Origin of the sequence: Streptomyces sp. NPDC001093 (assembly GCF_040298985.1) — a bacterium.
Lineage (GTDB): Bacteria > Actinomycetota > Actinomycetes > Streptomycetales > Streptomycetaceae > Streptomyces.
In genome coordinates, this window is sequence record NZ_JBEPBF010000031.1 from 53,910 (window position 1) to 77,703 (window position 23,794).

Annotated in this window: 16 protein-coding genes and 1 pseudogene; 11 read left to right on the plus strand and 6 right to left on the minus strand. The window is 72.5% G+C overall.

Annotated elements, in window-relative coordinates; all coding sequences use genetic code 11:
• Positions 1–61 precede the first annotated feature (61 nt).
• Positions 62–1,240, plus strand: coding sequence for an adenylyltransferase/sulfurtransferase MoeZ (moeZ, locus tag ABT288_RS18105; protein WP_351608401.1), 1,179 nt, complete (start codon positions 62–64; stop codon positions 1,238–1,240).
• A 65-nt stretch (positions 1,241–1,305) separates the two neighbouring features.
• Here the strand turns inward: moeZ and ABT288_RS18110 are convergent.
• The 3 genes and pseudogenes from ABT288_RS18110 to ABT288_RS18120 all read right to left on the minus strand — a co-directional run.
• Positions 1,306–2,041, minus strand: a pseudogene (locus ABT288_RS18110) (alpha/beta fold hydrolase); the annotation flags it as partial.
• A gap of 173 nt (positions 2,042–2,214) precedes the next feature.
• Positions 2,215–3,759, minus strand: coding sequence for an alpha/beta hydrolase (locus tag ABT288_RS18115; protein ID WP_351608404.1), 1,545 nt, complete (start codon positions 3,757–3,759; stop codon positions 2,215–2,217).
• 94 nt (positions 3,760–3,853) lie between these two features.
• Positions 3,854–6,676 (minus strand): lysylphosphatidylglycerol synthase domain-containing protein, encoded by a 2,823-nt coding sequence (locus ABT288_RS18120; protein WP_351608406.1) that lies wholly within the window; start codon positions 6,674–6,676, stop codon positions 3,854–3,856.
• 177 nt (positions 6,677–6,853) lie between these two features.
• Between ABT288_RS18120 and ABT288_RS18125 the strand changes: the two genes are divergently transcribed.
• From ABT288_RS18125 to nudC, 5 genes are all read left to right on the plus strand, one after another.
• Entirely contained in the window at positions 6,854–7,249 is a 396-nt protein-coding gene (locus ABT288_RS18125; protein ID WP_451334541.1) for an MGMT family protein, read from the plus strand.
• A gap of 257 nt (positions 7,250–7,506) precedes the next feature.
• Complete coding sequence (locus tag ABT288_RS18130) at positions 7,507–10,890, plus strand: ATP-dependent helicase (RefSeq protein ID WP_351608412.1); 3,384 nt, start codon at positions 7,507–7,509, stop codon at positions 10,888–10,890.
• A gap of 136 nt (positions 10,891–11,026) precedes the next feature.
• Positions 11,027–14,593 (plus strand): ATP-dependent helicase, encoded by a 3,567-nt coding sequence (locus ABT288_RS18135; protein ID WP_351608414.1) that lies wholly within the window; start codon positions 11,027–11,029, stop codon positions 14,591–14,593.
• Between the two features lie 53 nt (positions 14,594–14,646).
• Positions 14,647–16,050 (plus strand): dipeptidase, encoded by a 1,404-nt coding sequence (locus ABT288_RS18140; RefSeq protein ID WP_351608417.1) that lies wholly within the window; start codon positions 14,647–14,649, stop codon positions 16,048–16,050.
• Between the two features lie 153 nt (positions 16,051–16,203).
• On the plus strand, positions 16,204–17,148 hold the full coding sequence (gene nudC / locus ABT288_RS18145) for an NAD(+) diphosphatase (RefSeq protein WP_228623388.1): 945 nt from the start codon (positions 16,204–16,206) through the stop codon (positions 17,146–17,148).
• Between the two features lie 122 nt (positions 17,149–17,270).
• On the opposite strand, the gene ABT288_RS18150 is transcribed toward nudC, so the two are convergent.
• Complete coding sequence (locus tag ABT288_RS18150) at positions 17,271–17,513, minus strand: mycoredoxin (protein ID WP_351608420.1); 243 nt, start codon at positions 17,511–17,513, stop codon at positions 17,271–17,273.
• Between the two features lie 125 nt (positions 17,514–17,638).
• Between ABT288_RS18150 and ABT288_RS18155 the strand changes: the two genes are divergently transcribed.
• From ABT288_RS18155 to ABT288_RS18175, 5 genes are all read left to right on the plus strand, one after another.
• Positions 17,639–19,891, plus strand: coding sequence for an ATP-dependent DNA helicase UvrD2 (locus ABT288_RS18155; RefSeq protein WP_450858209.1), 2,253 nt, complete (start codon positions 17,639–17,641; stop codon positions 19,889–19,891).
• Between the two features lie 164 nt (positions 19,892–20,055).
• Positions 20,056–20,376 carry a hypothetical protein gene (locus tag ABT288_RS18160; protein ID WP_351608426.1) on the plus strand — a complete coding sequence of 107 codons (321 nt, stop codon included), beginning with the start codon at positions 20,056–20,058 and terminating at the stop codon, positions 20,374–20,376.
• 173 nt (positions 20,377–20,549) lie between these two features.
• Positions 20,550–20,918 carry a WhiB family transcriptional regulator gene (locus tag ABT288_RS18165; protein ID WP_023546912.1) on the plus strand — a complete coding sequence of 123 codons (369 nt, stop codon included), beginning with the start codon at positions 20,550–20,552 and terminating at the stop codon, positions 20,916–20,918.
• The gene (locus tag ABT288_RS18170; RefSeq protein WP_351608429.1) at positions 20,915–21,238 is read left to right on the plus strand and encodes a putative WhiB-interacting protein; all 324 of its coding nucleotides are present in this window, start codon (positions 20,915–20,917) and stop codon (positions 21,236–21,238) included. The genes ABT288_RS18165 and ABT288_RS18170 overlap by 4 nt, the downstream gene beginning before the upstream one ends.
• Positions 21,239–21,376: 138 nt before the next feature.
• Entirely contained in the window at positions 21,377–21,589 is a 213-nt protein-coding gene (locus ABT288_RS18175; RefSeq protein WP_351608447.1) for a hypothetical protein, read from the plus strand.
• An 88-nt stretch (positions 21,590–21,677) separates the two neighbouring features.
• Here the strand turns inward: ABT288_RS18175 and ABT288_RS18180 are convergent, their stop codons facing one another.
• Both ABT288_RS18180 and ABT288_RS18185 read right to left on the minus strand, forming a co-directional pair.
• The gene (locus ABT288_RS18180; RefSeq protein ID WP_351608432.1) at positions 21,678–23,102 is read right to left on the minus strand and encodes an ABC1 kinase family protein; all 1,425 of its coding nucleotides are present in this window, start codon (positions 23,100–23,102) and stop codon (positions 21,678–21,680) included.
• Positions 23,095–23,794: TOMM precursor leader peptide-binding protein (locus ABT288_RS18185; RefSeq protein ID WP_351608434.1), on the minus strand; the 700-nt coding region annotated here is incomplete at its 5' end. The genes ABT288_RS18185 and ABT288_RS18180, both read right to left, overlap by 8 nt.

Below are 23,794 nucleotides of genomic sequence, written 5' to 3' on the forward strand. Positions count from 1 at the left end.
AAGGCCGTGGCAGTGTTACGGGGAGAATATCTGTAGTGATTGACCGACCAACGGAGTCCCCGTGTCGCTGCCACCCCTGGTTGAGCCAGCCTCTGAGCTCACCGTAGACGAGGTCCGCAGGTACTCCCGCCACCTGATCATCCCCGACGTGGGCATGGACGGGCAGAAGCGGCTGAAGAACGCCAAGGTGCTGTGTGTGGGCGCCGGCGGCCTGGGCTCGCCGGCGCTGATGTACCTGGCCGCCGCGGGCGTGGGCACCCTCGGCATCGTGGAGTTCGACGAGGTGGACGAGTCGAACCTGCAGCGCCAGATCATCCACAGCCAGTCCGACATCGGCCGCTCCAAGGCCGAGTCCGCCCGTGACACCGTCAAGGGCATCAACCCGTACGTGAACGTGATCCTTCACGAGGAGCGGCTCGAAGCCGAGAACGTGATGGACATCTTCAGCCAGTACGACCTGATCGTCGACGGCACCGACAACTTCGCGACGCGCTACCTGGTCAACGACGCGTGCGTGCTGCTGAACAAGCCGTACGTGTGGGGGTCGATCTACCGCTTCGACGGCCAGGCCTCCGTCTTCTGGTCCGAGCACGGCCCCTGCTACCGCTGCCTCTACCCGGAGCCCCCGCCCCCCGGCATGGTCCCCTCCTGCGCCGAGGGCGGCGTCCTGGGCGTGCTCTGCGCGTCCATCGGCTCCATCCAGGTCAACGAGGCCATCAAGCTCCTCGCGGGCATCGGCGAGCCGCTGGTCGGCCGCCTGATGATCTACGACGCCCTGGAGATGACGTACCGCCAGGTCAAGGTCCGCAAGGACCCGAACTGCGCGGTCTGCGGCGAGAACCCGACCGTCACCGAGCTCATCGACTACGAAGCCTTCTGCGGCGTCGTGTCCGAGGAGGCCCAGGCGGCGGCTGCCGACTCCACGATCACTCCGAAGCAGCTCAAGGAGTGGATCGACGACGGCGAGAACATCGAGATCATCGACGTCCGCGAGCCGAACGAGTACGAGATCGTCTCCATCCCGGGCGCCAGACTGATCCCGAAGAACGAGTTCCTCATGGGCACCGCCCTGGAGGGCCTCCCGCAGGACAAGAAGATCGTCCTGCACTGCAAGACGGGGGTCCGCAGTGCGGAAGTCCTGGCCGTCCTGAAGTCCGCGGGCTTCGCCGACGCCGTCCACGTCGGCGGCGGCGTCATCGGCTGGGTCAACCAGATCGAACCGCACAAGCCGGTCTACTGAGCCGGTTCCCCGGTGCGGGTGGCGGGGGTCTCGGGCGTGTTCGGCGCCCGGGGCCCCCGTCCACGTCAGGAGCAGGGCTTGCCGTCCTTCCGCACCGTCCCGTTGAGCTCGGCACCGGCGCCCCTGCCCAGTGCGTTGGCCATGCTGCGGGCGCCCTCGTAAGGCGTGGCCGGGTCGCAGGTGTTGCCGACCAGCAGGACCGGCGCCGCACCCGGTGCGCTGACCTCCCCAGTCGTGAACTGGCCCGGCACCGGCCGGTCGTGGCACCGGCCGGCCGTGTCCCAGCCCAGGAAGTCCCCCGATCACCGGCGAGATCCGCTCGAACTCCGCCGGCCGCTCCCTCTCGTCCAGAGGCGATATGACCTGCTGGGAGCGGGACTTCGTGCCGTAGCGCCTCGAGGAGTGCCGTTCGTTGTAGCCGTCCGCGCGCGCCGGCAGCGGCGAACCGTCCCCCTTCTGCGCCGAGTCGAGCGCAGCGGCCAGCCTCGGCCGGCTGGATTCGCCGATTCGCCGCAGCAGGGCCGCGATCTTCCGGGTGCCCTGCTGGGGGCCCTGGCCGGTCGACTTCAGGTCGTCGTCCGGAGCCCGTTGGAAGCCGCGGGTCTGGTTCTCGGCATGGCCCACCGCGTCAGCGGTCGGGTCGACCACCGCGTCGAGGATCAGCCGTCCCACCCGCTTCGGGAACAAGTGGGCGTACACACCGCCGAGTCCGGTGCCGTAGGAGATGCCGAAGCAGTGCATCCGGGCAGCGCCGAGTGGGGTGTCGGTGGTGGACGTACCTTGAGCGGCGCGAACCGCCGCCGTCCAGCGCAGGAACCGCCTCATACGCACCCCCCTCACAGGCCCTTCGCGTCCTGCCGCGCCGGGCGTTCAGGCCATGGTAGGCGCGCCCGACCGAGCCCGTGACGGCCTGTGGATAACCCTCTGACCAGCGGTTTCTTCAAGGTCGCGGGGGTTTGAGGCTCCGGTGTGCCTCAGGAGCAGACCGTGCCGGCCTGCGGTTCTTTCCCGTCCAGCAGGTAGCCGTTCACCGCGCTCTGCACGCACCTGTTCCTGCTGTCGTACGCACCGTGTCCCTGGCCCTTGTACGTCAGCTCGACGGCCACGCCCTTGCCGAGCGCGTCCACCATCTTCTTCGCACCCTCGTAGGGGGTGGCCGGATCGCCCGTGTTGCCGACGACGAGGATGGGCGCCGAGCCGGGCGCGCTGACGTCGGGATGGTCGGCGGCACCCGCCACCGGCCAGTCGGTGCAGCTGAGCATGCCCCAGGCCAGGTAGTCCCCGAACAGGGGGGAGGCCGCACGGAACTCGGGCAGCTTCTGCTGGACGTAGTCGGCGGTGTACCGCGGCTTCTGGTCGGCGCAGCTGATGGCGATGTTCGCCGCGGTGATGTTGCTGTACTCGCCGTCTTCGCTGCGGCCGTTCATCGCGTCGGACAACAGCATGAGGATCTTGCCGTCGCCCGCGTACGCCTGCTCGAGGCCCTCGGTGAGGTACTGCCAGAAGTCCTTGGAGTACAGGGACTGCGCGATGCCGTTCGTCGCGGCGGTCTGGGTGAGCTGGCGCGGCGCGATGCCGGGGATCGGCGTCTTCTCCAGGTCGTTCAGCAGTTTCGCGATGCGGTTCTTCACATCCTGCGGGGTGCTTCCGATCGGGCATTGCGTGGGCTTCGACGTGCAGTCCTCGGCGAAGTTGTCCAGCGCGAGCTGGAAGCCCCGGGCCTGTCCGAGCGCGCTCTGTTCGGGGTTCTGCGTGGGGTCGATCACGGCGTCGAGCACGGCCCGGCCGACGTTCTTGGGGAACAGGTGGGCGTACACACCGCCTAGTTCGGTGCCGTAGGAGATGCCGAAGTAGTGCAGTTTGTCGTCGCCGAGGACCTGACGCATCAGGTCCATGTCGCGGGCCGCGTCGGTGGTCGCCACGTGCGGCAGGATCTTCTTGGAGTTCTTCTCGCAGGCCGCGTTGAACTGCTTGGTGCGGTCCAGGAGTTGGGTGCGCTCGGCGCTGTCGTCGGGGGTGGCGTCCTGCTGGAAGAACACGTCCAGCTGGGAGTCGGTCTCGCACTTCACCGGCGCGCTGCGGCCGACCCCGCGCGGGTCGAAGCTGACCAGGTCGTAGCGGGTGCGCAGGGCCGCGTAGTCCGAGGCGAACGCGGGCAGCGAGCTGACGCCGCTGCCGCCGGGGCCACCGAAATTGAACACGAGCGAGCCGATCCGCCGGCTCGCGGGGCCGCTGGCCTTGGCGCGGATCAGGGCGATGCCGATGGTGTCGCCCTTCGGACTGCTCCAGTCCAGGGGCGCCTTCATGGTGGCGCACTGCCATGTGCCGCCGTTCGGCAGCGGGGACGGGGCGCTGCCGCCGCCCTCGGCCTCCGACGGAGCCGGGCAGTCCTTCCAGTCCAGCTTCTGCGCCGCGAGGTCGCCGTCCTTGCCGCCGTCGCCGCACCCGGCCAGCAGGGTGGAGAGCAGCAGGCCGGCGGTGGCCAGGGCGGCGGCGCGCAGCCGGGAGGGATTCGCCATGTTCCCATCCTGGAGGCGTGCACGCCGGGGCGCGCGGGGCGCGAGCCGTACGAGGTACGGGCGCCCCGGCGCCGTTGCGCGGCTCTGGGGCGCCCTACAGGGCTCCCTTGCGGGTGAGCTGGTTGAAGGCCAGCCAGCCCGGCAGCACCGGCAGCCACAGGGTCAGCAGGCGGTAGAGCAGGACGGCCGGGGCGGCGACCTCCTTGGGCAGGCCGACGGCGATCAGGCCGACCGTCAGGGTCGCCTCCACGGCGCCCACGCCGCCCGGGGTGGGCGCCGCGGACCCGAGCGCGTTGCCGGCGAGGAAGACCACGGCGACGCTGGCGATGCTGAGCGAGGCCGAGCCGTCGCCGAACGCCCGGATGGAGGCGTCCAGGCACATCACGAAGCAGAACGTCAGCAGCAGGATGCCGCCGATCCCGGTGATCAGCTTCTGGGGCCGCTGCAGCACGTCGAGCATGCGGGGCACGACCCCCGCGAACAGTGACCGCACGCGCGTGACGACGAATTTCCGCAGGAACGGCACCGAGGTCACCACGAGCACCAGCACCGCGACCGTCAGCAGGCCCGCGATGACCGTCCGGGACGGCGACAGGGACGGCGTCTTCTCGGTGCCGGTGAGATAGCCGAAGGACAGCAGCATCAGGATGTGGAAGCCGAGCCCGGCCAGCTGCGAGGCGCCCACGCTCGCCACCGCGAGCCCCGGCCGGACCCCCGAGCGCTGCAGATACCGCGTGTTGAGGGCCACCCCGCCGACCGCGGCGGGTGCCACGATCTTCACGAAGGAGCCGGCCACCTGGGCCGCCACGGCCCGCAGGAACGGCACCCGCTCGGGCACGAACCCCAGCAGCTGCATGGCCGCCGCGACATAGCTGAGCGCCGCGAACAGCACGGCGGCGACGACCCAGCCCCACTGGGCGTTGGCCACGAGCGGCCCCAACTCGATGTGGGTGAGCTGCGTCAGCAGGAAGTACGCGCCGATGGCACCGGCGATGAAACTGATCAGCGTGCGCGGCCGCACTCGCTCCAGCCGGGCCGGCTCCACCGGCGCCTGCGGCCTGATCCGCAGCACCTCATGGCGGATCTGGGTGAGCAGATCCTCCTCGCGCGCCTCCTCCAGAGCCTCGTCGACGGCCCGCTTCTCGGCCCGTTCCTGGGCGCGTACGGCCTTCTTGTCGGCCTTCTCCGGGGCCTCCGTGCCCTCCGCTCCGGCTGCCTCCGGGCGCGCCTGCTTGGCCTGCCGGGACGCCTTCAGGACCGCCTCGCGCTCGCGCTGGGCCTGTTCCCGGGCCAGTCTGCGCAGCGTCGCGCGCGTGGAGCGGGTCAGGGCGATCGGCTGGAGCAGGGGCAGGCAGTCGGCGACCGCGTCGGGCCCGAGCACCCGGACGGCCGAGGCCACCGCGCGCTCGGCGCCCACGCGCAGACCCAGCGTCGTGACCAGCTGGGCCACGTCCATGCGCAGCAGCAGCTCGCCGGCGGCGATCTCTCCGCCGCGCAGTTCGGTGAGGATCACCCTGCCGGAACGATCCACCAGAATCGCGTCGCCCGCGAGCCTGCGGTGTGCGATGCGCCGTGACTGCAGCGCCTGAACCTGGTGCCAGGTGTTGCGCAGCAGCTCGTCGGTGATCTCCTCGTCGGCCAGCGAGTCGAGCGTGCGCCCGCCGGTGTGCTCGTAGACGAGCATGACGGCGTCAGGACCGAGTTCGGCGGTGGCGATCAGCTTGGGTGCGTTGGCGCCGGCCGCGATCGCCGCGTACGCCAGCAGCGCCTCCTGTTCCAGCGCCTGGCGCAGCGACTGGAGGCTGGAGCGGGTGGCGAAGCCGCGCAGGGTGAGATTGCGCCACGCGCGGTAGAAGAAGCCCTGGGCCTGCTGTTCCCGGTCCACGACCGTGACGTCCAGCGGCGGGCCGTCCTCCAGGGTGACGAAGTACCGCCGGCCGCGGTCGCCGTTCTCCGTCTCCACGGCCTCCTCGCGGGCCGCGCTGACGGGGTGGAAGCCGACGTGCCTGAGGCCTGCCATCAGCGTCTGCCCGGTGGGGCGGACATTGGGGGAGCCGACCGCGTACAGCGTGCCGTAGGCGATGGTCCAGCCGATCAGCACCGTCAGGATGATCGAGAAGGGGGTCGTGTAGCCGGTGACCAGCATGGAGAACGCGTCGAGCAGCAGCACGATCCACAGCACCGCACGCCATCTGGGTCTGCGGGACATGCCGACGGCCGTCATGTAGGCGATGACGGGGGCCAGATAGCCGTGCACGGGGTCGGTCAGGGCGTGGATGTCGCCCGGGGACGGCTGGGTGAGCGCCTCCTGGATCGAATTCGGGGCGGCCCGCGCGACCCACAGGTCTGTCGCGAGGGTCACTCCGTGCGCGAGGACCGCAGCGAGGACGCCGTCGGCGATGCGCAGCCCGTCGCGTTTGATCAGCCGCTCGATCGCGAAGGCGACCGGCACCAGCAGGATCGCGATGCTGGACGCCAGACCCGCGATCTTGATGAGCAGGTCGGGTGCCTGACCGGTGCCCTTGTTGATGTCCTGTTCGAAGCCCGAGGTGGTGCCGTGCGCGAACGCGGCGATCGCGAGCAGCACCACGATGGCGAGCACACCCACCAGGAGCCGCATGAGGTCGGACGGACGGTGCACGCGCGCGGGGAGCAGCGGTTCGTCGCCCTCCACGGCCTCGGCGTGCGGATCGTCGTCGGCGCACGAACCGTGGCCGTGAGGCGTGTTCTGGACGTGCGCTCCCTCGGTGCCGTCGTTTCCGTCGGCCGCGCCGTTCTCACGCGCGCCCGTGCCGTCGTCTGCGCCGTTCTCACGCGCGCGTGTGCTGTCGTCCTGTGCGCCACCGGCGGTGTCGGGGCGCGCGGCGGCGTCAGGGGTGCCCGCCGCGTCTTCGGGGTGCACGCCCTGCTGCTTCATGGTCTCTTCTTGGTCTCGTATCACCAGTCACCGCCCGCACGATGGTGGCATGCCCGACCGACACACGGGGGCATCAGGGTGCGGATGCGCGGGCGCACAGTCTGCCGGACGCGCCGTCCGAGGGCGAGAGGGACGTTCCTCGCGGTCCGCGCCGCGATGTCGGTGGGGTGCGGCAGGATGGGGCGCATGAGCGACCGGAGCCCTGCCGAGGACACCCGCGAGGGGTACGCCGACGCGCTGCCCGAGTACGCCGAGCGGGTCCTCGAGGTCGCCGAGCGGATCCCGCCGGGTCGGGTCATGACGTACGGCGATGTCGCCGAGTGGCTCGGGGAAGGCGGACCGCGCCAGGTGGGCCGGGTGATGTCGCTGTACGGAGGCGCCGTCCCGTGGTGGCGTGTCGTACGCGCCGACGGGGTGCTGCTGCCCGGCCACGAACTGCGCGCGCTCGCCCACTACCGCGCTGAGGGCACCCCGCTGAAGGAGGCAGCCAGGAGCGCCGAGGGGCATCTGCCGCGGATCGACATGCGGCGGGCCCGATGGGACGGCGGGGCGGGCGCGGTGGCTCACACCTGACAGCTTCCGCCATCCGATGCCCTCGGGGAGAGCCCGTGGCCCGATCGGGTGACATGGGGGACGTCCGTGGCATGGCGTACGTTCGTGGAGTGTGGGACGCAGGTGGCACGAGCGCCGCGAGGGAAGAAGCGGAAGCCCTGCTTCCGTCCGGAGCGGCGGCGTAGCGTCGGCTGCACGCGTCCCCCTCACCCCGCGGCCACCGCCTCGCGCCCGTGACCGCCCGCCCACCAGCACGAACACCAGGACCGGCCCATCACGTGAGCTCCTCTTCCTCCACCAGGCACCTGCCGCACCCCCCGGTGCGGCAGGGGAGCCGTGGCGCTTACCGACTGGTCCGTACCCCGCCTGCCGCCGTCGACCCCCCTCGTCTGGACGCGGCACAGCGCGCCGTGGTTGACCACCGCAGCGGACCCCTGCTCGTCCTCGCAGGTCCCGGCACCGGCAAGACCACCACCCTCGTCGAGTCCGTGGCCGCGCGGATCGCCCGCGGCGCCGACCCCGAGCGGATCCTGGTCCTGACGTTCAGCCGCAAGGCCGCCGTCGACCTGCGCGACCGCATGGCCCTGCGCATCGGCGCCGCCCGCGCACCCCACGCGACCACGTTCCACTCGTACTGCTACGCACTGGTGCGCGCCCACCAGGACAGCGGCCTGTTCGCCGAGCCGCTGCGGCTGCTCTCCGGCCCGGAACAGGACGTCACCGTCCGCGAGCTGCTCGCCGGGCAGCCCGAACTGCAGCGGCTCGGACTGGCGCACGTGCGCTGGCCCGACGAACTGCGCGCCTGCCTGACCACAAGGGGCTTCGCCGACGAGGTCCGCGCGGTCCTCGCCCGCAGCCGTGAGCTCGGCCTCGGCCCCGACGCACTGGACGCCTTCGCCCGCCGTATCGGCCGCCCCGACTGGCGCGCCGCGGCCGCGTTCCTCGCCGAGTACCTGGACGTGCTCGACATGCAGGGCGTGATCGACTACGCGGAACTGGTCCACCGCGCGGTCCTGCTCGCCCGCCGCCCCGAGACCGCCGCACGGCTCGCCGCCCAGTACGACGCCGTGTACGTCGACGAGTACCAGGACACCGACCCCGCCCAGGTACGGCTCCTGCACGCGCTGGCCGGCGGCGGCCGCACCCTGGTCGCCTTCGGCGACCCCGACCAGTCGGTCTACGCCTTCCGGGGCGCGGACGTGAACGGCATCCTCGACTTCCCGGCGGCCTTCCCCCGCGCGGACGGCCGCCCCGCCCCCGTCGAGGTGCTGCGCACCGCCCGCCGCTCCGGCGCCGCCCTGCTCGCCGCCACCCGGCTGATCACCCAGCGCATGCCGCTGCCCCGGCTGCCCGCCGACAAGGTCCGCGCCCACCGCGAGCCGGCCGCCGTACGGGACGGAGGCCGCGTCGAGGCCTACACCTACCCGACGGCCGGTACGGAACTGGACAACATCGCGGACATCCTGCGCCGCGCGCACCTGGAGGACGGCGTCGCCTGGAGCGACATGGCCGTCCTGGTCCGGGCCGGCTCCCGCACCCTGCCGACCCTCCGCCGCGCCCTCACCGCGGCCGGCGTCCCGCTGGACATCGACGGCGACGACCTGCCTCTGCGCCACGAGCCGGCGGTTACCCCGCTGCTGACGGCCCTGCGCGCGGTGGCCACGGCGGAGGCACACGGCCGCGACGAGGCCACGGCGGAGGCGCACGGCCGCGACGAGGACGCCACCGCACCCGGCCCGGAGGGCCGGCCGTCCCCCGAAGAACCCGGGGAGCACACCCCTGACACCTCCTGGCTCGACACCGAGACCGCCCTCACCCTGCTCGCCTCCCCCCTCGCCGGCATGGACCCGGCCGACCTGCGCCGCCTCGGCCGTGCCCTGCGCGAGGAGGAGCGGGCGGCAGGCAACCCGCTGCCGCCCCCCTCCGACGTACTGCTCGCACGGGCGCTCGCCGAACCCGAGCGCCTGGCCGTCCACGACCCGGCGTACGCGCGCGGGGCACAGCGCCTCGGCGCGCTGCTGCGCAAGGCCCGCGAAGGGCTCGCGGCCGGCGGCACGGCCGAGGAGGCGCTGTGGGACCTGTGGGAGGGTACTCCGTGGCCCGCGCGCCTGGAGCGGGCTGCCCGGCGCGGCGGCGCCGCCGGCCGCAACGCCGACCGGGACCTGGACGCCGTGTGCGCGCTGTTCGCCACCGCCGCACGGGCGGAGGAGCGCACCGGAGGCCGGGGCGCACTGAACTTCCTGGAGGAGATCGAGGCCGAGGACATCGCCGCCGACACGCTCACGCGCCGCGCGGTACGCCCCGACGCCGTCCGCCTGATGACCGCGCACCGCGCCAAGGGCCTGCAATGGCGGCTGGTCGTCGTCGCCGGTGTCCAGGAGGGCCTGTGGCCCGACCTGCGCCGCCGCGGCTCCCTCCTGGAGGCCGACCGCATCGGCCGCGACGGACTCGCCGAACCGCTCACCCCGGGCGCACTGCTCGCCGAGGAGCGCAGGCTGTTCTACGTGGCCGCCACGCGCGCGCGTGACCGTCTCGTCGTCACCGCGGTGAAGGCACCGGCCGACGACGGCGACCAGCCGTCCCGCTTCCTGACCGAACTCGGCGTCGAGCCGAAGGACGTCACCGGCCGCCCTCGCCGACCGCTGTCGGTGTCCGCGCTCGTCGCCGAGCTGCGCGCCACCACGGTCGACCCGCGCGCGTCCGCCGCCCTGCGGGAGGCCGCCGCCCGCCGCCTGGCCCGGCTCGCCGCCCTCGCCGACGAGGACGGCCGCCCGCTGGTTCCGTCCGCGCATCCCTACCGCTGGTGGGGCATGTACGACCCGACGGAGAGCAAGGTGCCGCTGCGCCACCACGACCGGCCGGTCGTGCTCTCCGGCAGCGCCCTCGACCAGCTCGCCAACACCTGCGCCCTCCAGTGGTTCCTGGGCCGCGAGGTGAAGGCCGACGCCCCGGCCACCACCGCACAGGGCTTCGGCAACGTCGTCCACGTCCTCGCCGACGAGGTCGCCTCCGGCCGCACCCCGGCCGACCTCGACGTCCTCATGGAACGCCTGGACTCGGTGTGGAACGCGCTCGCCTTCGACGCGCCCTGGAAGTCCCAGCAGGAGAAGGACAACGCGCGCGTGGCGCTCGAACGCTTCCTGAACTGGCACGTGCTGGACCGCACCGGGCGCACCCCGGTGGCCAGCGAGCAGGACTTCGACGTCACCCTCGAAGCCGGCGACTACCAGGTCCGCATCCGCGGCCAGATGGACCGCGTGGAGACGGACGCCGAGGGCCGCGCCTACGTGGTCGACTTCAAGACCGGCAAGCAGGCCCCCAGCGCCGCCGAGGTGGCCCGCCATCCCCAGCTCGCCGTCTACCAGCTCGCCGTCCATGAAGGCGCCGTCGACGAGGCCTTCGACGGCGTACGTCCCGAACCCGGCGGCGCCGAACTGGTGCACCTCAGGCAGGGCGCCGCCAAGCGCGACGGAGGCGACAGCCTGCCCAGGACGCAGACCCAGGAACCGCTGTCCGGGGAGTGGGTCGGCGAACTGCTGGCCACCGCCGCCGGCAAGGTCCTCGACGAGCGGTTCGCGCCGAACACCGGCCAGCACTGCACCCACTGCGCGTTCCGCGCCTCGTGCAGCGCGCGGCCCGAGGGACGGCACGTGGTCGAGTGAGTCACCGGGAGGCGCCGGAGTCCACCGGGAGGTGCCGGGGTGACGCACGGCACCACAGGTGCTGACCTGCGCTTCTTCCTCCCCGAGTGGCTGATCCGGGCCCGACTGTCAGTCCCCGCCGCTAGCCTTTTCCGACATGCCCGCCCGTATCAGCGACCCCGAGCAGCTCAAAGAGCTCCTCGGCATCCCCTTCACCCCGGAGCAGACGGCCTGCATCACCGCGCCGCCCGCCCCGCAGGTGATCGTGGCCGGAGCCGGGTCGGGCAAGACCACCGTGATGGCCGCCCGCGTGGTCTGGCTGGTCGGCACCGGCCAGGTCGCCCCCGAACAGGTCCTCGGCCTGACCTTCACCAACAAGGCCGCCGGCGAGCTGGCCGAGCGCGTCCGCAAGGCACTGATCAAGGCCGGCGTCACCGACCCCGATGTCATCGACCCGGACAACCCGCCCGGCGAACCGGTGATCTCGACCTACCACGCCTTCGCCGGCCGGCTCCTCACCGACCACGGCCTGCGCCTCGGCCTGGAGCCCACCTCCCGGCTGCTCGCCGACGCCACCCGCTACCAGCTCGCCGCACGCGTGCTGCGCGAGGCCCCCGGCCCCTACCCCGCGCTGACCCGCTCCTTCGCCGACCTCGTCAGCGACCTGCTCGCCCTCGACTCCGAACTCGCCGAACACCTTGTCGACCCCGAGGAACTGCGCTCCTGGGACGCGGACCTGCTGCGCACCCTCCAGAACGCCAAGCTCACCAACGCCGATCTGCGCAAGGTCCCCGAGACGGCCGCCGCCCGCCGCGAACTGGCCGACCTCGTCCGCCGCTACCGGACGGCCAAACGCGAACGCGACCTGCTCGACTTCGGCGACCAGATCGCCCTGTCCGCCCGCCTCGCCCGCATCCCCGAGGTGGGCCGGCTGCTGCGGGAGGAGTTCCGCGTGGTGCTCCTGGACGAGTACCAGGACACCTCCGTGGCCCAACGCGTCCTGCTGGCGGGCCTGTTCGGCGACGGCATGGGCCATCCCGTGACCGCGGTCGGCGACCCCTGCCAGGCCATCTACGGCTGGCGCGGCGCCTCCGTCGCCAACCTCGACGACTTCCCCGCGCACTTCGCGCACGCCGACGGCCGCCCCGCCACCCGGCAGGCCCTCAGCGAGAACCGCCGCAGCGGCGGCCGCCTCCTCGACCTCGCCAACGGGCTCGCCGAACCCCTGCGCGCCATGCACGCGGGCGTGGAGGCCCTGCGCCCGGCCCCCGGCGCCGAGTACGACGGCACGGTCCGCTGCGCGCTGCTGCCCACCCACGCCGAGGAGATCGACTGGATCGCCGACTCCATCGCCCACCTCGTGCACACCGGCACGGCCCCCGGCGAGATCGCCGTACTGTGCCGCACGGCGACCGACTTCGCCGAGATCCAGGGCGCCCTCGTGGCGCGGGACGTCCCCGTCGAGGTGGTCGGCCTGTCCGGCCTGCTGCACCTGCCCGAGGTCGCCGACCTCGTGGCCGTCTGCGAGGTTCTGCAGGACCCCGGCGCCAACGCCTCCCTGGTGCGCCTGCTGACCGGCCCGCGCTGGCGCATCGGCCCCCGCGACCTCGCCCTGCTGGGCCGCCGCGCCCGCCTGCTGGTCGCCCACGCGCGCGTGGACGACGGCGACGACCCCGACCGCCGGCTCGCCGCCGCCGTCGAAGGGGTCGACCCGGCCGAGGTGATATCGCTCGCGGACGCCCTCGACACGTTCCTCGAAGCACCCATGGACGCCGAGGCGGATGACGACGGGCTGCCGTTCTCGCCGGACGCGCGCGTGCGCTTCGCGCGTCTGGCCGCCGAACTGCGCGACCTGCGCCGCTCGCTCTCCGACCCGCTGATGGACGTCCTGCACCGCGTGCTCGCCGTCACCGGTCTGGAGGTGGAGCTGTCCGCGTCCCCGCACGCCCTGGCCGCCCGCCGCCGCGAGACCCTGTCCAACTTCCTGGACACCGCCGCGTCCTTCGCCGCTAGCGACGGCGAGGCCACCCTGCTCGCCTTCCTCGGCTTCCTGCGCACCGCCGCGCAGTACGAGAAGGGCCTCGACAACGCCCTGCCCGGCGGCGAGAACACCGTCAAGGTGCTCACCGCCCACAAGTCCAAGGGCCTGGAATGGGACGTCGTGGCCGTCCCCGGACTGGTCAAGGGCACCTTCCCCAGCGCACAGGGCCGCGAGAAGTGGACGGCGCAGGCCAAGGTGGTGCCGCACGCCCTGCGCGGCGACGCCGACACCCTGCCCGACGTCGACGGCTGGGACGCGCGCGGCATGAAGGCCTTCCACGAGGTCATGAAGGACCACCAGCACACCGAGGAGCTCCGCCTCGGCTACGTCACCTTCACCCGCCCCCGTTCCCTCCTGCTCGGCTCCGGCCACTGGTGGGGCCCCAGCCAGAAGAGGCCCCGCGGACCCTCCGACTTCCTCCAGGCCCTGCACGACCACTGCGCCGCCGGTTACGGCGAGATCGAGGCCTGGGCCGAGGAGCCCGCCGAGGACGCGGAGAATCCCGCCCTGCACACGGCCGGCGCCGACCAGGTGTGGCCGCTCCCGCTGGACGCCGCCGCCCTGGCCCGCCGCCGCGCGGCCGCCGAGACCGTCCTCGCCCACCTGGACGCCCTCGCCGCCCAGGACACCGCCCACCCGCCGGCCGCCCACGATCCCGGCGCCCTCGACGACCCCGACTGGCCCCCGCCCCCGGACGACGACCCCTACGGCGACGAGCCGTACGAGGACGGCCAGGACTCCCCGTACGACGAGGACTTCCCGTACGACGAGGACACCTTCGGCGCCGCAGCCGCTTTCGGCGAGGACGAACCGCCGTACGACGCGACCGCCCCAGGCCCGGACGACCCCGCCGACCGGTATGACCGGAACGCCGACCGGGACGCCCGGAGCGCCGGCCGGCCCACGGTCCCGCACCAGGCGCCCGCCCCGCCGCACCGTCCCCGCCCCGCCGAGCCGCTGCCCCACCCCGCCCTCACACCGGAGGAGGCCCGCACCATCGTCTCCTGGGACCGAGACCTGGACGCGCTCACCGGCGAGCTGCTGCGCGCCCGGCAGACCGTCACCGACGTCCCGCTGCCCGCCACGCTCACCGCCTCCCAGCTGCTGCGCCTGGCCGAGGACCCGGACGGGCTCGCGCAGGAACTCGCGCGCCCCATGCCACGCCCCCCGCAACCGGCCGCGCGCCGGGGCACCCGGTTCCACGCCTGGCTCGAAGCCCGCTTCGAGGAACTGACGCTGCCCCTGCTGGAACCCGACGAGCTGCCCGGCAGCGACGCCGAGATCACCGACGAGCAGGACCTGGAAGCCCTGAAAGAGGCCTTCGAACGCACCGGGTACGCCCGGCGCACCCCCTACCGGGTCGAGGCCCCCTTCCAACTCACCCTCGCCGGCCGCGTCGTACGGGGCCGCATCGACGCGGTCTACAAGCACGGCGACGGGGACGAGGCGACGTACGAGATCGTCGACTGGAAGACCAGCCGCACCCGCACCGCCGACCCGCTCCAGCTCGCCGTGTACCGGCTGGCCTGGGCCGAGCAGCAGGGCGTGCCGCCCGAGACGGTCACGGCCGCCTTCCTGTACGTGCGCACCGGCGAGGTCGTGCGGCCGCCGGACCTGCCGGACCGGGCCGCCCTGGAACGGCTCCTCACGGAAGACTCCGAAACGGCACACCAGGCAACCTGAGTGTGACGAACCGCCCGCCGAGGATGTCGGTGCGGGCCGATAGGCTCGTGAGCATGAGCCAGACCCCGGACAGCGCCGTCCGCACGTACATCGAGCAGCACCGCGCCACCTTCCTCGACGACCTCGCGGCATGGCTGCGCATCCCCTCAGTGTCGGCCCAGCCCGACCACGCGCCCGACGTACGGCGCAGCGCCGACTGGCTCGCCGCCAAGCTCAAGGAGACCGGCTTCCCGACCGCCGAGGTCTGGCAGACCCCCGGCGCCCCAGCCGTCTTCGCCGAGTGGTCCTCCGGCGACCCCGAGGCGCCCACCGTCCTCGTCTACGGCCACCACGACGTCCAGCCCGCCGCCCGCGAGGACGGCTGGGACAGCGAGCCCTTCGAGCCGGTCGTCCGCGGAAACCGCCTCTACGCGCGCGGGGCGGCCGACGACAAGGGCCAGGTGTTCTTCCACACCCTCGGCGTCCGCGCCCACCTCGCCGCCACCGGCCGCACCGCCCCCGCGGTCAACCTGAAGCTGCTGATCGAGGGCGAGGAGGAGTCCGGCTCCCCCCACTTCCGGGCCCTGGTCGAGGAGCACGCGGAACGGCTCGCCGCCGACGCCGTGATCGTCTCCGACACCGGCATGTGGTCCGAGGACACCCCGACCGTGTGCACCGGCATGCGCGGCCTCGCCGAGTGCGAGATCCGGCTGTACGGCCCCGACCAGGACATCCACTCCGGCTCCTTCGGCGGCGCCGTGCCCAACCCGGCCACCACCGCCGCCCGCCTGGTCGCCGCCCTGCACGACGAGCACGCGCGCGTGGCGATCCCCGGCTTCTACGACGGCATCGTGGAGCTGACCGACCGCGAGCGCGAACTGTTCGCCGAGCTGCCCTTCGACGAGGAGCGCTGGCTGGACACCGCCAAGTCCCGCGCCACCCACGGCGAGGCCGGATACAGCACCCTCGAGCGCGTCTGGGCTCGCCCGACCGCCGAGGTCAACGGCATCGGCGGCGGCTACCAGGGCCCCGGCAGCAAGACGATCATCCCGGCCTCCGCCATGGTGAAGCTGTCCTTCCGGCTGGTCGCCGGCCAGGACCCCGACCACCTCGAGAAGGCCGTCCGCGGCTGGGCCGAGACGCAGGTGCCCGCCGGGATCCGGTACGAGATCGCCTTCGGCGCGGCCACCCGCCCGTGCCTGACACCGCTCGACCACCCCGCACTGCAGTCCGTGGTCCGCGCCATGGGCCGCGCCTTCGAGACGCCGGTCCGCTACACCCGCGAGGGCGGCTCCGGACCCGCCGCCGACCTCCAGGAGGTCCTCGGCGCCCCCGTGCTCTTTCTGGGCATCTCCGTTCCCTCCGACGGCTGGCACGCCCCGAACGAAAAGGTCGAGCTCGACCTCCTCCTCAAAGGCGTCGAGACCAGCGCCTACCTGTGGGATGACCTGGCCGAGCACTGGCGTCCCACGCCCTGACCGGCCGGTGCCGTACGGGAGGGCATCGCGCGTGGGGCACACCGCAGGACCGCCCCGCCCGTCCCGCCCGCGTCCGGCCCGGTGCCCTCCCGCCCACGTCCCGCCGAACCGCCCGCCGAACGAACCGCTGCACTGGGGGAGTTGGAAGCACCCGTGACCACCTGGACCGACGACACAGCCGATCGACCCATCTCGCTGACCGCTCCGAGCGGCATCGACCGCGCCGCCCACCACCGGCTCGACGAGGCCTGGCTCGCGGCGGCGTGGAGCCACCCCACGACCCGCTGCTTCGTGGTCTCCGGCGGCCAGGTGCTCATCGACGAGACACCCGACGGCCGGACCGAGCTCGTCATGACGCCCTCCTTCGAGGCCCCGCTCACCGAGGCGCACCGCTACTTCCTCGGCATCGACGAGGACGGCGTCAGCTACTTCGCGCTCCAGAAGGACGCGCTGCCCGGCCGTATCGACCAGTCCGCGCGCCCCGCCGGGCTGCGGGAGGCCGGCCTGCTGCTCTCGCCGCGCGACACCGGGCTGATGGTGCACGCGGTCGGCCTGGAGAACTGGCAGCGCACCCACCGTTTCTGCTCACGCTGCGGCGAACGCACGGTCATCGCCGCCGCCGGTCACATCCGCCGCTGCCCGGCCTGCGGCGCCGAGCACTACCCGCGCACCGACCCGGCCGTGATCATGGCCGTGACCGACGCGGACGACCGCATCCTGCTCGGCCGCCAGGTCCACTGGCCCGAAGGCCGCTTCTCCACGCTCGCCGGCTTCGTCGAACCCGGCGAGTCCATCGAGCAGGCGGTGCGCCGCGAGGTGTCCGAGGAGGTCGGCATCACCGTCGGCCCCGTGGAGTACGTGGCCAGCCAGCCCTGGCCCTTCCCGTCCAGCCTGATGCTCGGCTTCATGGCCCGCGCCACCTCGACCGAGATCGACGTCGACGGCGACGAGATCCACGAGGCCCGCTGGTTCTCCCGCGAGGAACTGCACGACGCCTTCGAGTCCGGCGAGGTGCTGCCGCCCTACGGGATCTCCATCGCGGCCCGCCTGATCGAGATGTGGTACGGCAAGCCGCTGCCGACGCGCAGCTTCGTCTGACACGGAGCGCTCCGTCCCGGACACAGCGCTCCGTCCCAGACGCTCCGTCCCAGACACAGCAGGGCGGCCCCCGACCTCTCGGGGGCCGCCCTGCTGCGGTCACCGCGGAAACCCGCGGAGCGTCACGCGGCGAGCTTCTGCTTCACCTGGGCGAGCGACGGGTTCGTCAGCGTCGTGCCGTCCCCGAAGAGCACGGTCGGGACCGTCTGGTTTCCGCCATTCGCCTTCTCCACGAAAGCGGCGGACTCGGGGTCCTGCTCGATGTTGATCTCGGTGTAGGCGATGCCCTCCCGGTCCAGCTGGCTCTTCAGCCGCCGGCAGTAGCCGCACCAAGTCGTGCTGTACATCGTCACAGTGCCCTGCATGTCTCTCGCGCTCCTCAGGCAGCTCGGAAAATCGTCCAGGGGAAGAACGTACGCGAGCCGTCCGCCATTCCCCGCTGGGGTATCCACAGGTGGCTGTGACGCCTGCCGCATTCATACGACTATCCGTGCGCGCCTGTGGACAACCGACACGGCGGTCCCTGGCGACCTGGCAGCATGGCGGTGTGACAGCAGCAACGCACTCCACCCTTTTCCCGCAGACACCGGACTCGGCCGACGCGGTGCTCGAAGGGCTCGACCCCGAGCAGCGCGCGGTGGCCACCGCCCTGCACGGCCCGGTGTGCGTCCTGGCCGGAGCGGGCACGGGCAAGACCCGGGCCATCACGCACCGCATCGCCTATGGCGTACGCGCCGGCATCCTCCAGCCCTCCAGCGTGCTCGCCGTCACCTTCACCAACCGCGCCGCCGGGGAGATGCGCGGCCGGCTGCGCCAGCTCGGCGCCCACGGCGTCCAGGCCCGCACTTTCCACTCCGCCGCCCTGCGCCAGCTCCAGTACTTCTGGCCGAAAGCGATCGGTGGCCGCATGCCCCGGCTCGTCGACCGCAAGATCCAGCTCGTCGCCGACGCCGCCGCCGGCCTGGGCACCCGGCTCGACCGGGGCGAGCTGCGGGACGTCACCGCCGAGATCGAATGGTCCAAGGTCACCCAGACCATCCCCGCCGACTACCCGTACGCGGCCGCGAAGGCCGGCCGCGAGGCCCCGCGCGACCCCGCCGAGATCGCCCACCTCTACGCGGCCTACGAAGACCTCAAGCGCGACCGCGCCGTGATCGACTTCGAGGACGTCCTGCTGCTGACCGTCGCCATCCTCCAGGACCGGCACGACGTCGCCGAACAGGTCCGTGTCCAATACCAGCACTTCGTCGTCGACGAGTACCAGGACGTCAGCCCCCTGCAGCAGCGACTGCTCGAGCTCTGGCTCGGCGACCGCGACACCCTGTGCGTCGTCGGCGACGCCAGCCAGACCATCTACTCGTTCACGGGAGCAACGCCCGACCACCTCCTCGACTTCCGCACCCGGCACCCCGGCGCCACCGTCGTCAAACTCGTCCGCGACTACCGCTCCACCCCCCAGGTCGTCCACCTCGCCAACGGCCTCCTCGCCCAGGCCCGCGGCCGCGCCGCCGACCACCGGCTGGAACTGATCTCCCAGCGCGCCCCCGGCCCCGAACCCCTCTACACCGAGTACACCGACGAGCCGGCCGAGGCCGAAGGCGCCGCCCGCCGCATCCGCGAGCTGATCGACGCGGGCGTCCCGGCCGCCGAGATCGCCGTCCTGTTCCGTACGAACGCCCAGTCCGAGACCTACGAGCAGGCCCTCGCCGACGCCGGCGTCCCCTACCAGCTGCGCGGCGCCGAGCGCTTCTTCGACCGGCCCGAGGTGCGCAAGGCCGGCATCGCCCTGCGCGGCGCGGCCCGCTTCGGCGGCAACGACTCCCTGCTGGACGACGCCGTGGACCTGCCCTCCCAGGTGCGTGCCGTCCTGTCCGGAGAGGGCTGGACCACCGAGCCCCCGGCCGGTTCCGGCGCCGTCAGAGAGCGCTGGGAGTCCCTCGCCGCCCTGGTCGGCCTCGCCCACGATCTCGCCGCGGCCAGACCCGGCGCCACCCTCGGCGACTTCGTGGCGGAACTCGACGAGCGGGCCAACGCCCAGCACGCCCCCACCGTCCAGGGCGTCACCCTCGCCTCCCTGCACGCCGCCAAAGGCCTGGAGTGGGACGCCGTCTTCCTGGTCGGCATCGCCGAGGGCATGCTGCCGATCACCTACGCCAAGACCGACGAGCAGATCGAGGAGGAACGGCGGCTGCTGTACGTCGGCGTCACCCGGGCGCGGGAACGGCTCCACCTCTCCTGGGCGCTGTCCCGGTCACCCGGCACCCGCCCCAACCGCAGACCCAGCCGCTTCCTGGACGGACTGCGCCCAGGCACCACGACCACCGTCGGCCACAGCGGAACCGCCGCCGCCGGAGGCATCGAGCACGGGACCACCCGCGGCACCATCGCCGTCCCCCGGCGTACCCAGCGCACCCCCGCCCGCTGCCGGGTCTGCGGCCGCACGCTCACCGAGGCGGGCGAGATGAAGCTGATGCGCTGTGAGGACTGCCCCTCGGACATGGACGAAGGGCTCTACGAACGGCTGCGGGAGTGGCGGGCCGTCCAGGCCGAGCGCAGCGGACAGCCGGACTTCTGCGTCTTCACCGACCGGACCCTGATGGCCATCGCCGAGGCGCGGCCCGAGAGTCCCGCCGAACTCTCCCGCATCCCCGGTGTCCTCAGCCGCAAGCTGCGCAGCTACGGAACCGACGTTCTGGCCATCTGCGCAGGCCACGAGGCCGGGGAAGGCGACGAGGACGACTGATACGAACTCGTCGAAAAAATAGTTTGCGCATGCCCCGGCAATCCCCATAGGTTCTAGGCACGGAAGCAGCGGCCTTCTCGAAGGCCCCGGCTCCGTGATGTACTTGCATATCCGAACGGACTGGTTCACCCAGTCCCTTGAGACGCCGAGAGGAGGCGAGTCCAGTGATCAGCATCAACACCAGCACCATCAGCACGGCCAAACTGACCGATCGCTCGACCGTCTCCCTGTGCATGCTCGGCGCCTCCCACCAGGGCACCGGTCTGTCCGGCATTCGTGCCGACCGTCCGGCCTCCTCCCACGCTCTCGCGGGCCTTCCCGTCCGTGAGCGCAATGAGCGACCGACCAAGGCACTGGAAGCGGTAGCGGCACAGGCGCAGGCCTATGCCTTTGCGGCGGCCGGTGCCGGATTCCGGAAGCAGACGACGCAGCACCACCTGATGTGGGCCTTCCGTGGGCCAGAACCCTGGAGTGATCCAGCCTGATCCGATCAGGCCGGCGCCTTCAGGGCCGCGGAACCCCATCCGGGATCCGCGGCCCTTCTGTTTTCCCCAAATCGGGGACGACGGAGCGAAGGGGCCCCGGGACAGGAAAAGAACCCGGTACCAAGCCGACACCCGGTCAACCGGCCGGACCGACCAGACGAGGAAGACCAACCGTGCAACTCGAAGCGCACGCCCCGTCCGTACCGCCTTCGCAAACGATCCCCCCGCCCGGCCTCACGGAGGACTCCACCTTGACCCCCCTCACCGCGCTCACCGCGCTCGACGACGCCATCGAGAACCTCGGCGTACCCGTCCCCTGCCGCTCCTACGACCCGGAGGTCTTCTTCGCCGAGTCGCCGGCGGACGTCGAGTACGCCAAGTCCCTCTGCCGCACCTGCCCGCTGATCGAGGCCTGCCTCGCCGGCGCCAAGGAGCGGCGTGAGCCCTGGGGCGTCTGGGGTGGCGAGCTGTTCGTCCAGGGTGTCGTCGTCGCCCGGAAGCGGCCGCGTGGTCGCCCGCGCAAGAACCCGGTCACAGCATGAACACCGCAGGAACGATCGACCGTCCCCTCACGCACGACCCCAAGAAGCAGGCCCCGATGAAGCCGTCCACCAGCGAGCCCGCAGGCTCCGCGACTCCAGACGCCACCACCACCGGCGCGACCGAAGCGCGCCAGAACAGGACCCGAGAGATGCAACTCATGCAAGAAGCCCTGGCTCGTGCGCATATGCACGAGCGACTCCGTGACGCCGAGCGGGAACGCCGGGCCGTGCGCCTGGTCGTCGCCCAGCGGATGCAGCGCCGCGCCGAGCGCGCCTCGCTGCGCGCCCGGCGCGCGCTCGCCATGGCGGTCATGCAGTAACGATCACACCTGCGGAAGCGGTGGCCTCCCGGCCCTGGGAGGCGAAGCCTTCTCGAGCGGGGGCCGGTCCGGCCGAACGGACCGGCCCCCGCGGTGCGTTGCACGGCGATCCGCCGCCTGCGGAGTTATCGTCGCCAGGTGACGAGTCTTCCCAGAGAACCTGATCAGGGCGGCTCCACCCCGGAGCACCGCGTGCTCGTGTGTGCCCGCTGCGGCGCTCCCGCCGACGGCCCCCCGCCGGCCACCTGGACCTGCTCCGTGGAGAACGGCGTCCGCCAGTACTTCTGCGACATCTGCTCAAGGGAGAATCTGAGGGCGATCGAGGGGCGGCTGGACTCGTCCTGGTGGTGAGCCGCTTCTCGGGGGCCCTCCCCCTCCCCCCCGCCCCCTCCCCCCCACTTTCAAGAAACGCCGGTCACCCGATCCCAGGCACCCCGGATCACGCCTCCGCCGCAGGCTCCTCCTCGGGCAGTTCGTCATACCCCAATTCGTCATACCCCAGTTCGTCATCCGCCAGTTCGTCCTCGGGGATCTCGAGGACGAAGCCCGGCAGCCACTCCTCCAGTTCCTCGCGGAGCCGTACCGTGGCGCCGAGTTGGCACAGGACGCCGATGGTGCTCAGGGTCACCCGGTGGATCAGCAGATAGGCGGGCGGCAGGTTGAGCCGCTTGCCCAGCTGGTAGGCGGGGGAGCGGGGGTCGGCGATGCGGGCGGCCTGGTTGCGCATCCAGGTGCGGTTGAAGGCGAACGCCTCGACCCGGGCCGGCTCGATGATCGGCAGCAGGTAGTCGAGGACCGCGTCGGGGTCCAGCTCTATGGACTCCTTCACGAATCCTTCCTCGCACAGGAGCTCATAGACCGGCTCGGCCTCGCCGTCCAGCGTCATGCGGAGCGAGACGCCGATCGGTGTCGGCAGACCGCCGGGCAGCCGGTCGACCGTGCCGAAGTCCAGGACGCCCAGGCGCCAGTCGTCCTCTCCGGCCGGGCCGCCGGGCAGCAGCCGGAAGTTGCCGGGATGCGGGTCGGCGTGCAGCAGGCCGGTGCGGGCCGGGCCCGAGAAGAGGAACCGGGCCAGGAGCTGGCCGGCGCGGTCGCGCTGCTCCCGGGTGCCGTCCGAGATCACCTCCGACAGCGGGATGCCGTCGATCCACTCGGTCACCAGGACCTGCTCGCACTGGTGCACCACCGCCGGGACCACCACGTCCGGGTCGTCCGCGAACTCCTCCGCGTGAACGGTCTGGGCCTGCGCCTCCAGCGCGTAGTCCAGCTCCTCGGAGACGCGGTCCCTCAGCTCCGCGATGAGCGGCTTGATGTCCATGCCGGGAATCAGTGGGCCCAAGAGGCGGGCGAAGCGGCTCAGTTGGCCGAGATCGGAGAGCAGGGCCTCGCCGGCGCCCGGGTACTGCACCTTGACCGCCACCTCGCGGCCGTCGTGCCACACCGCGCGGTGCACCTGGCCGATCGAGGCCGCTGCCGCAGGCTTGTCCTCGAACTCCTCGAACAGATCACGCCAGTCCGGACCGAGCCGCTCCTCGAGCACCGCGTGCACCGTGCGGGTCGGCATCGGCGGCGCCGCCTCCTGGAGCTTGGTCAGCGCGGCGCGGTAGGGGCCGGCGATCTCCTCGGGCAGCGCGGACTCGAAGACGGACAGGGCCTGCCCGAACTTCATCGCACCGCCCTTCAGCTCGCCCAGCACCTTGAACAGCTGCTCCGCCGTGCGCTGTTGCAGTTCCCGGCCGACGATCTCCGCGGACTCGCCCACGATCCGCTTGCCCAGCCCCCAGGTCGCCCGGCCGGCGAAGCCGAGCGGGAGCGCGGCGAGCTTGGCGGTTCGGGTGACCGCCTTCCGGGGAAGATCAGACATGCGCCCTCCAAGTCCCAGTCGGCCGCGCCGCGCGTGCCTTGCGTCGTCGCTCCGTCGACGGCCGTTGCACCGCCATTGTCTCGCGCGTTTCGCCGCCGGTTGAGGAGTGCTCCTCTTCAGGTCTGTCCGCAGCGCCGCACCCGCATGCCGGATGCGGCCGGAGCGGTCGGGCGTGCCAGTTCAGACCGGGCGTGGACACCTCCCAGCGGGTGCCGGTGCTGGACGGCGACTCCCCGTCGAGGAAGGCGAGCGCGTGCGCCGCGGCCAGTCCGGCGACCGCCGTGGCCAGTGTCAGATCGCAGGCCCCGACCCGGCGGGCCCTGGCGCAGCGCCACTGGGCGGTCAGCCGTGGCCAGGCGGGGTCCCGGTCGCCGCGGTCGAGGTGCAGACAGCCGGCGCAGGCCGATGCGCCGGGCAGGACGAGCGGTCCGACGACTCCGGTGCCCTCGACGACACCGGCGTAGAGGTGGGGCGTCCCGGAGGCCATGAGCGGCTCGGCTTCGGCCGGGTCCGGTGCGTGCACGGCGACCTCGTCCCGGGGGGTGAGGAGCACCAGGGAGAGCCCGGGATCCTGGGCGCCGGATCCGGGGGAGTGGGCGTGGCGCGGTGGGTGGTCGGGTGCAGCGCGGCGCACGGCGGTCCGCGCGGCCGTCTCCCGGCGCTCGCCGAGCGACTCGGCGGGCAGCCCGCCC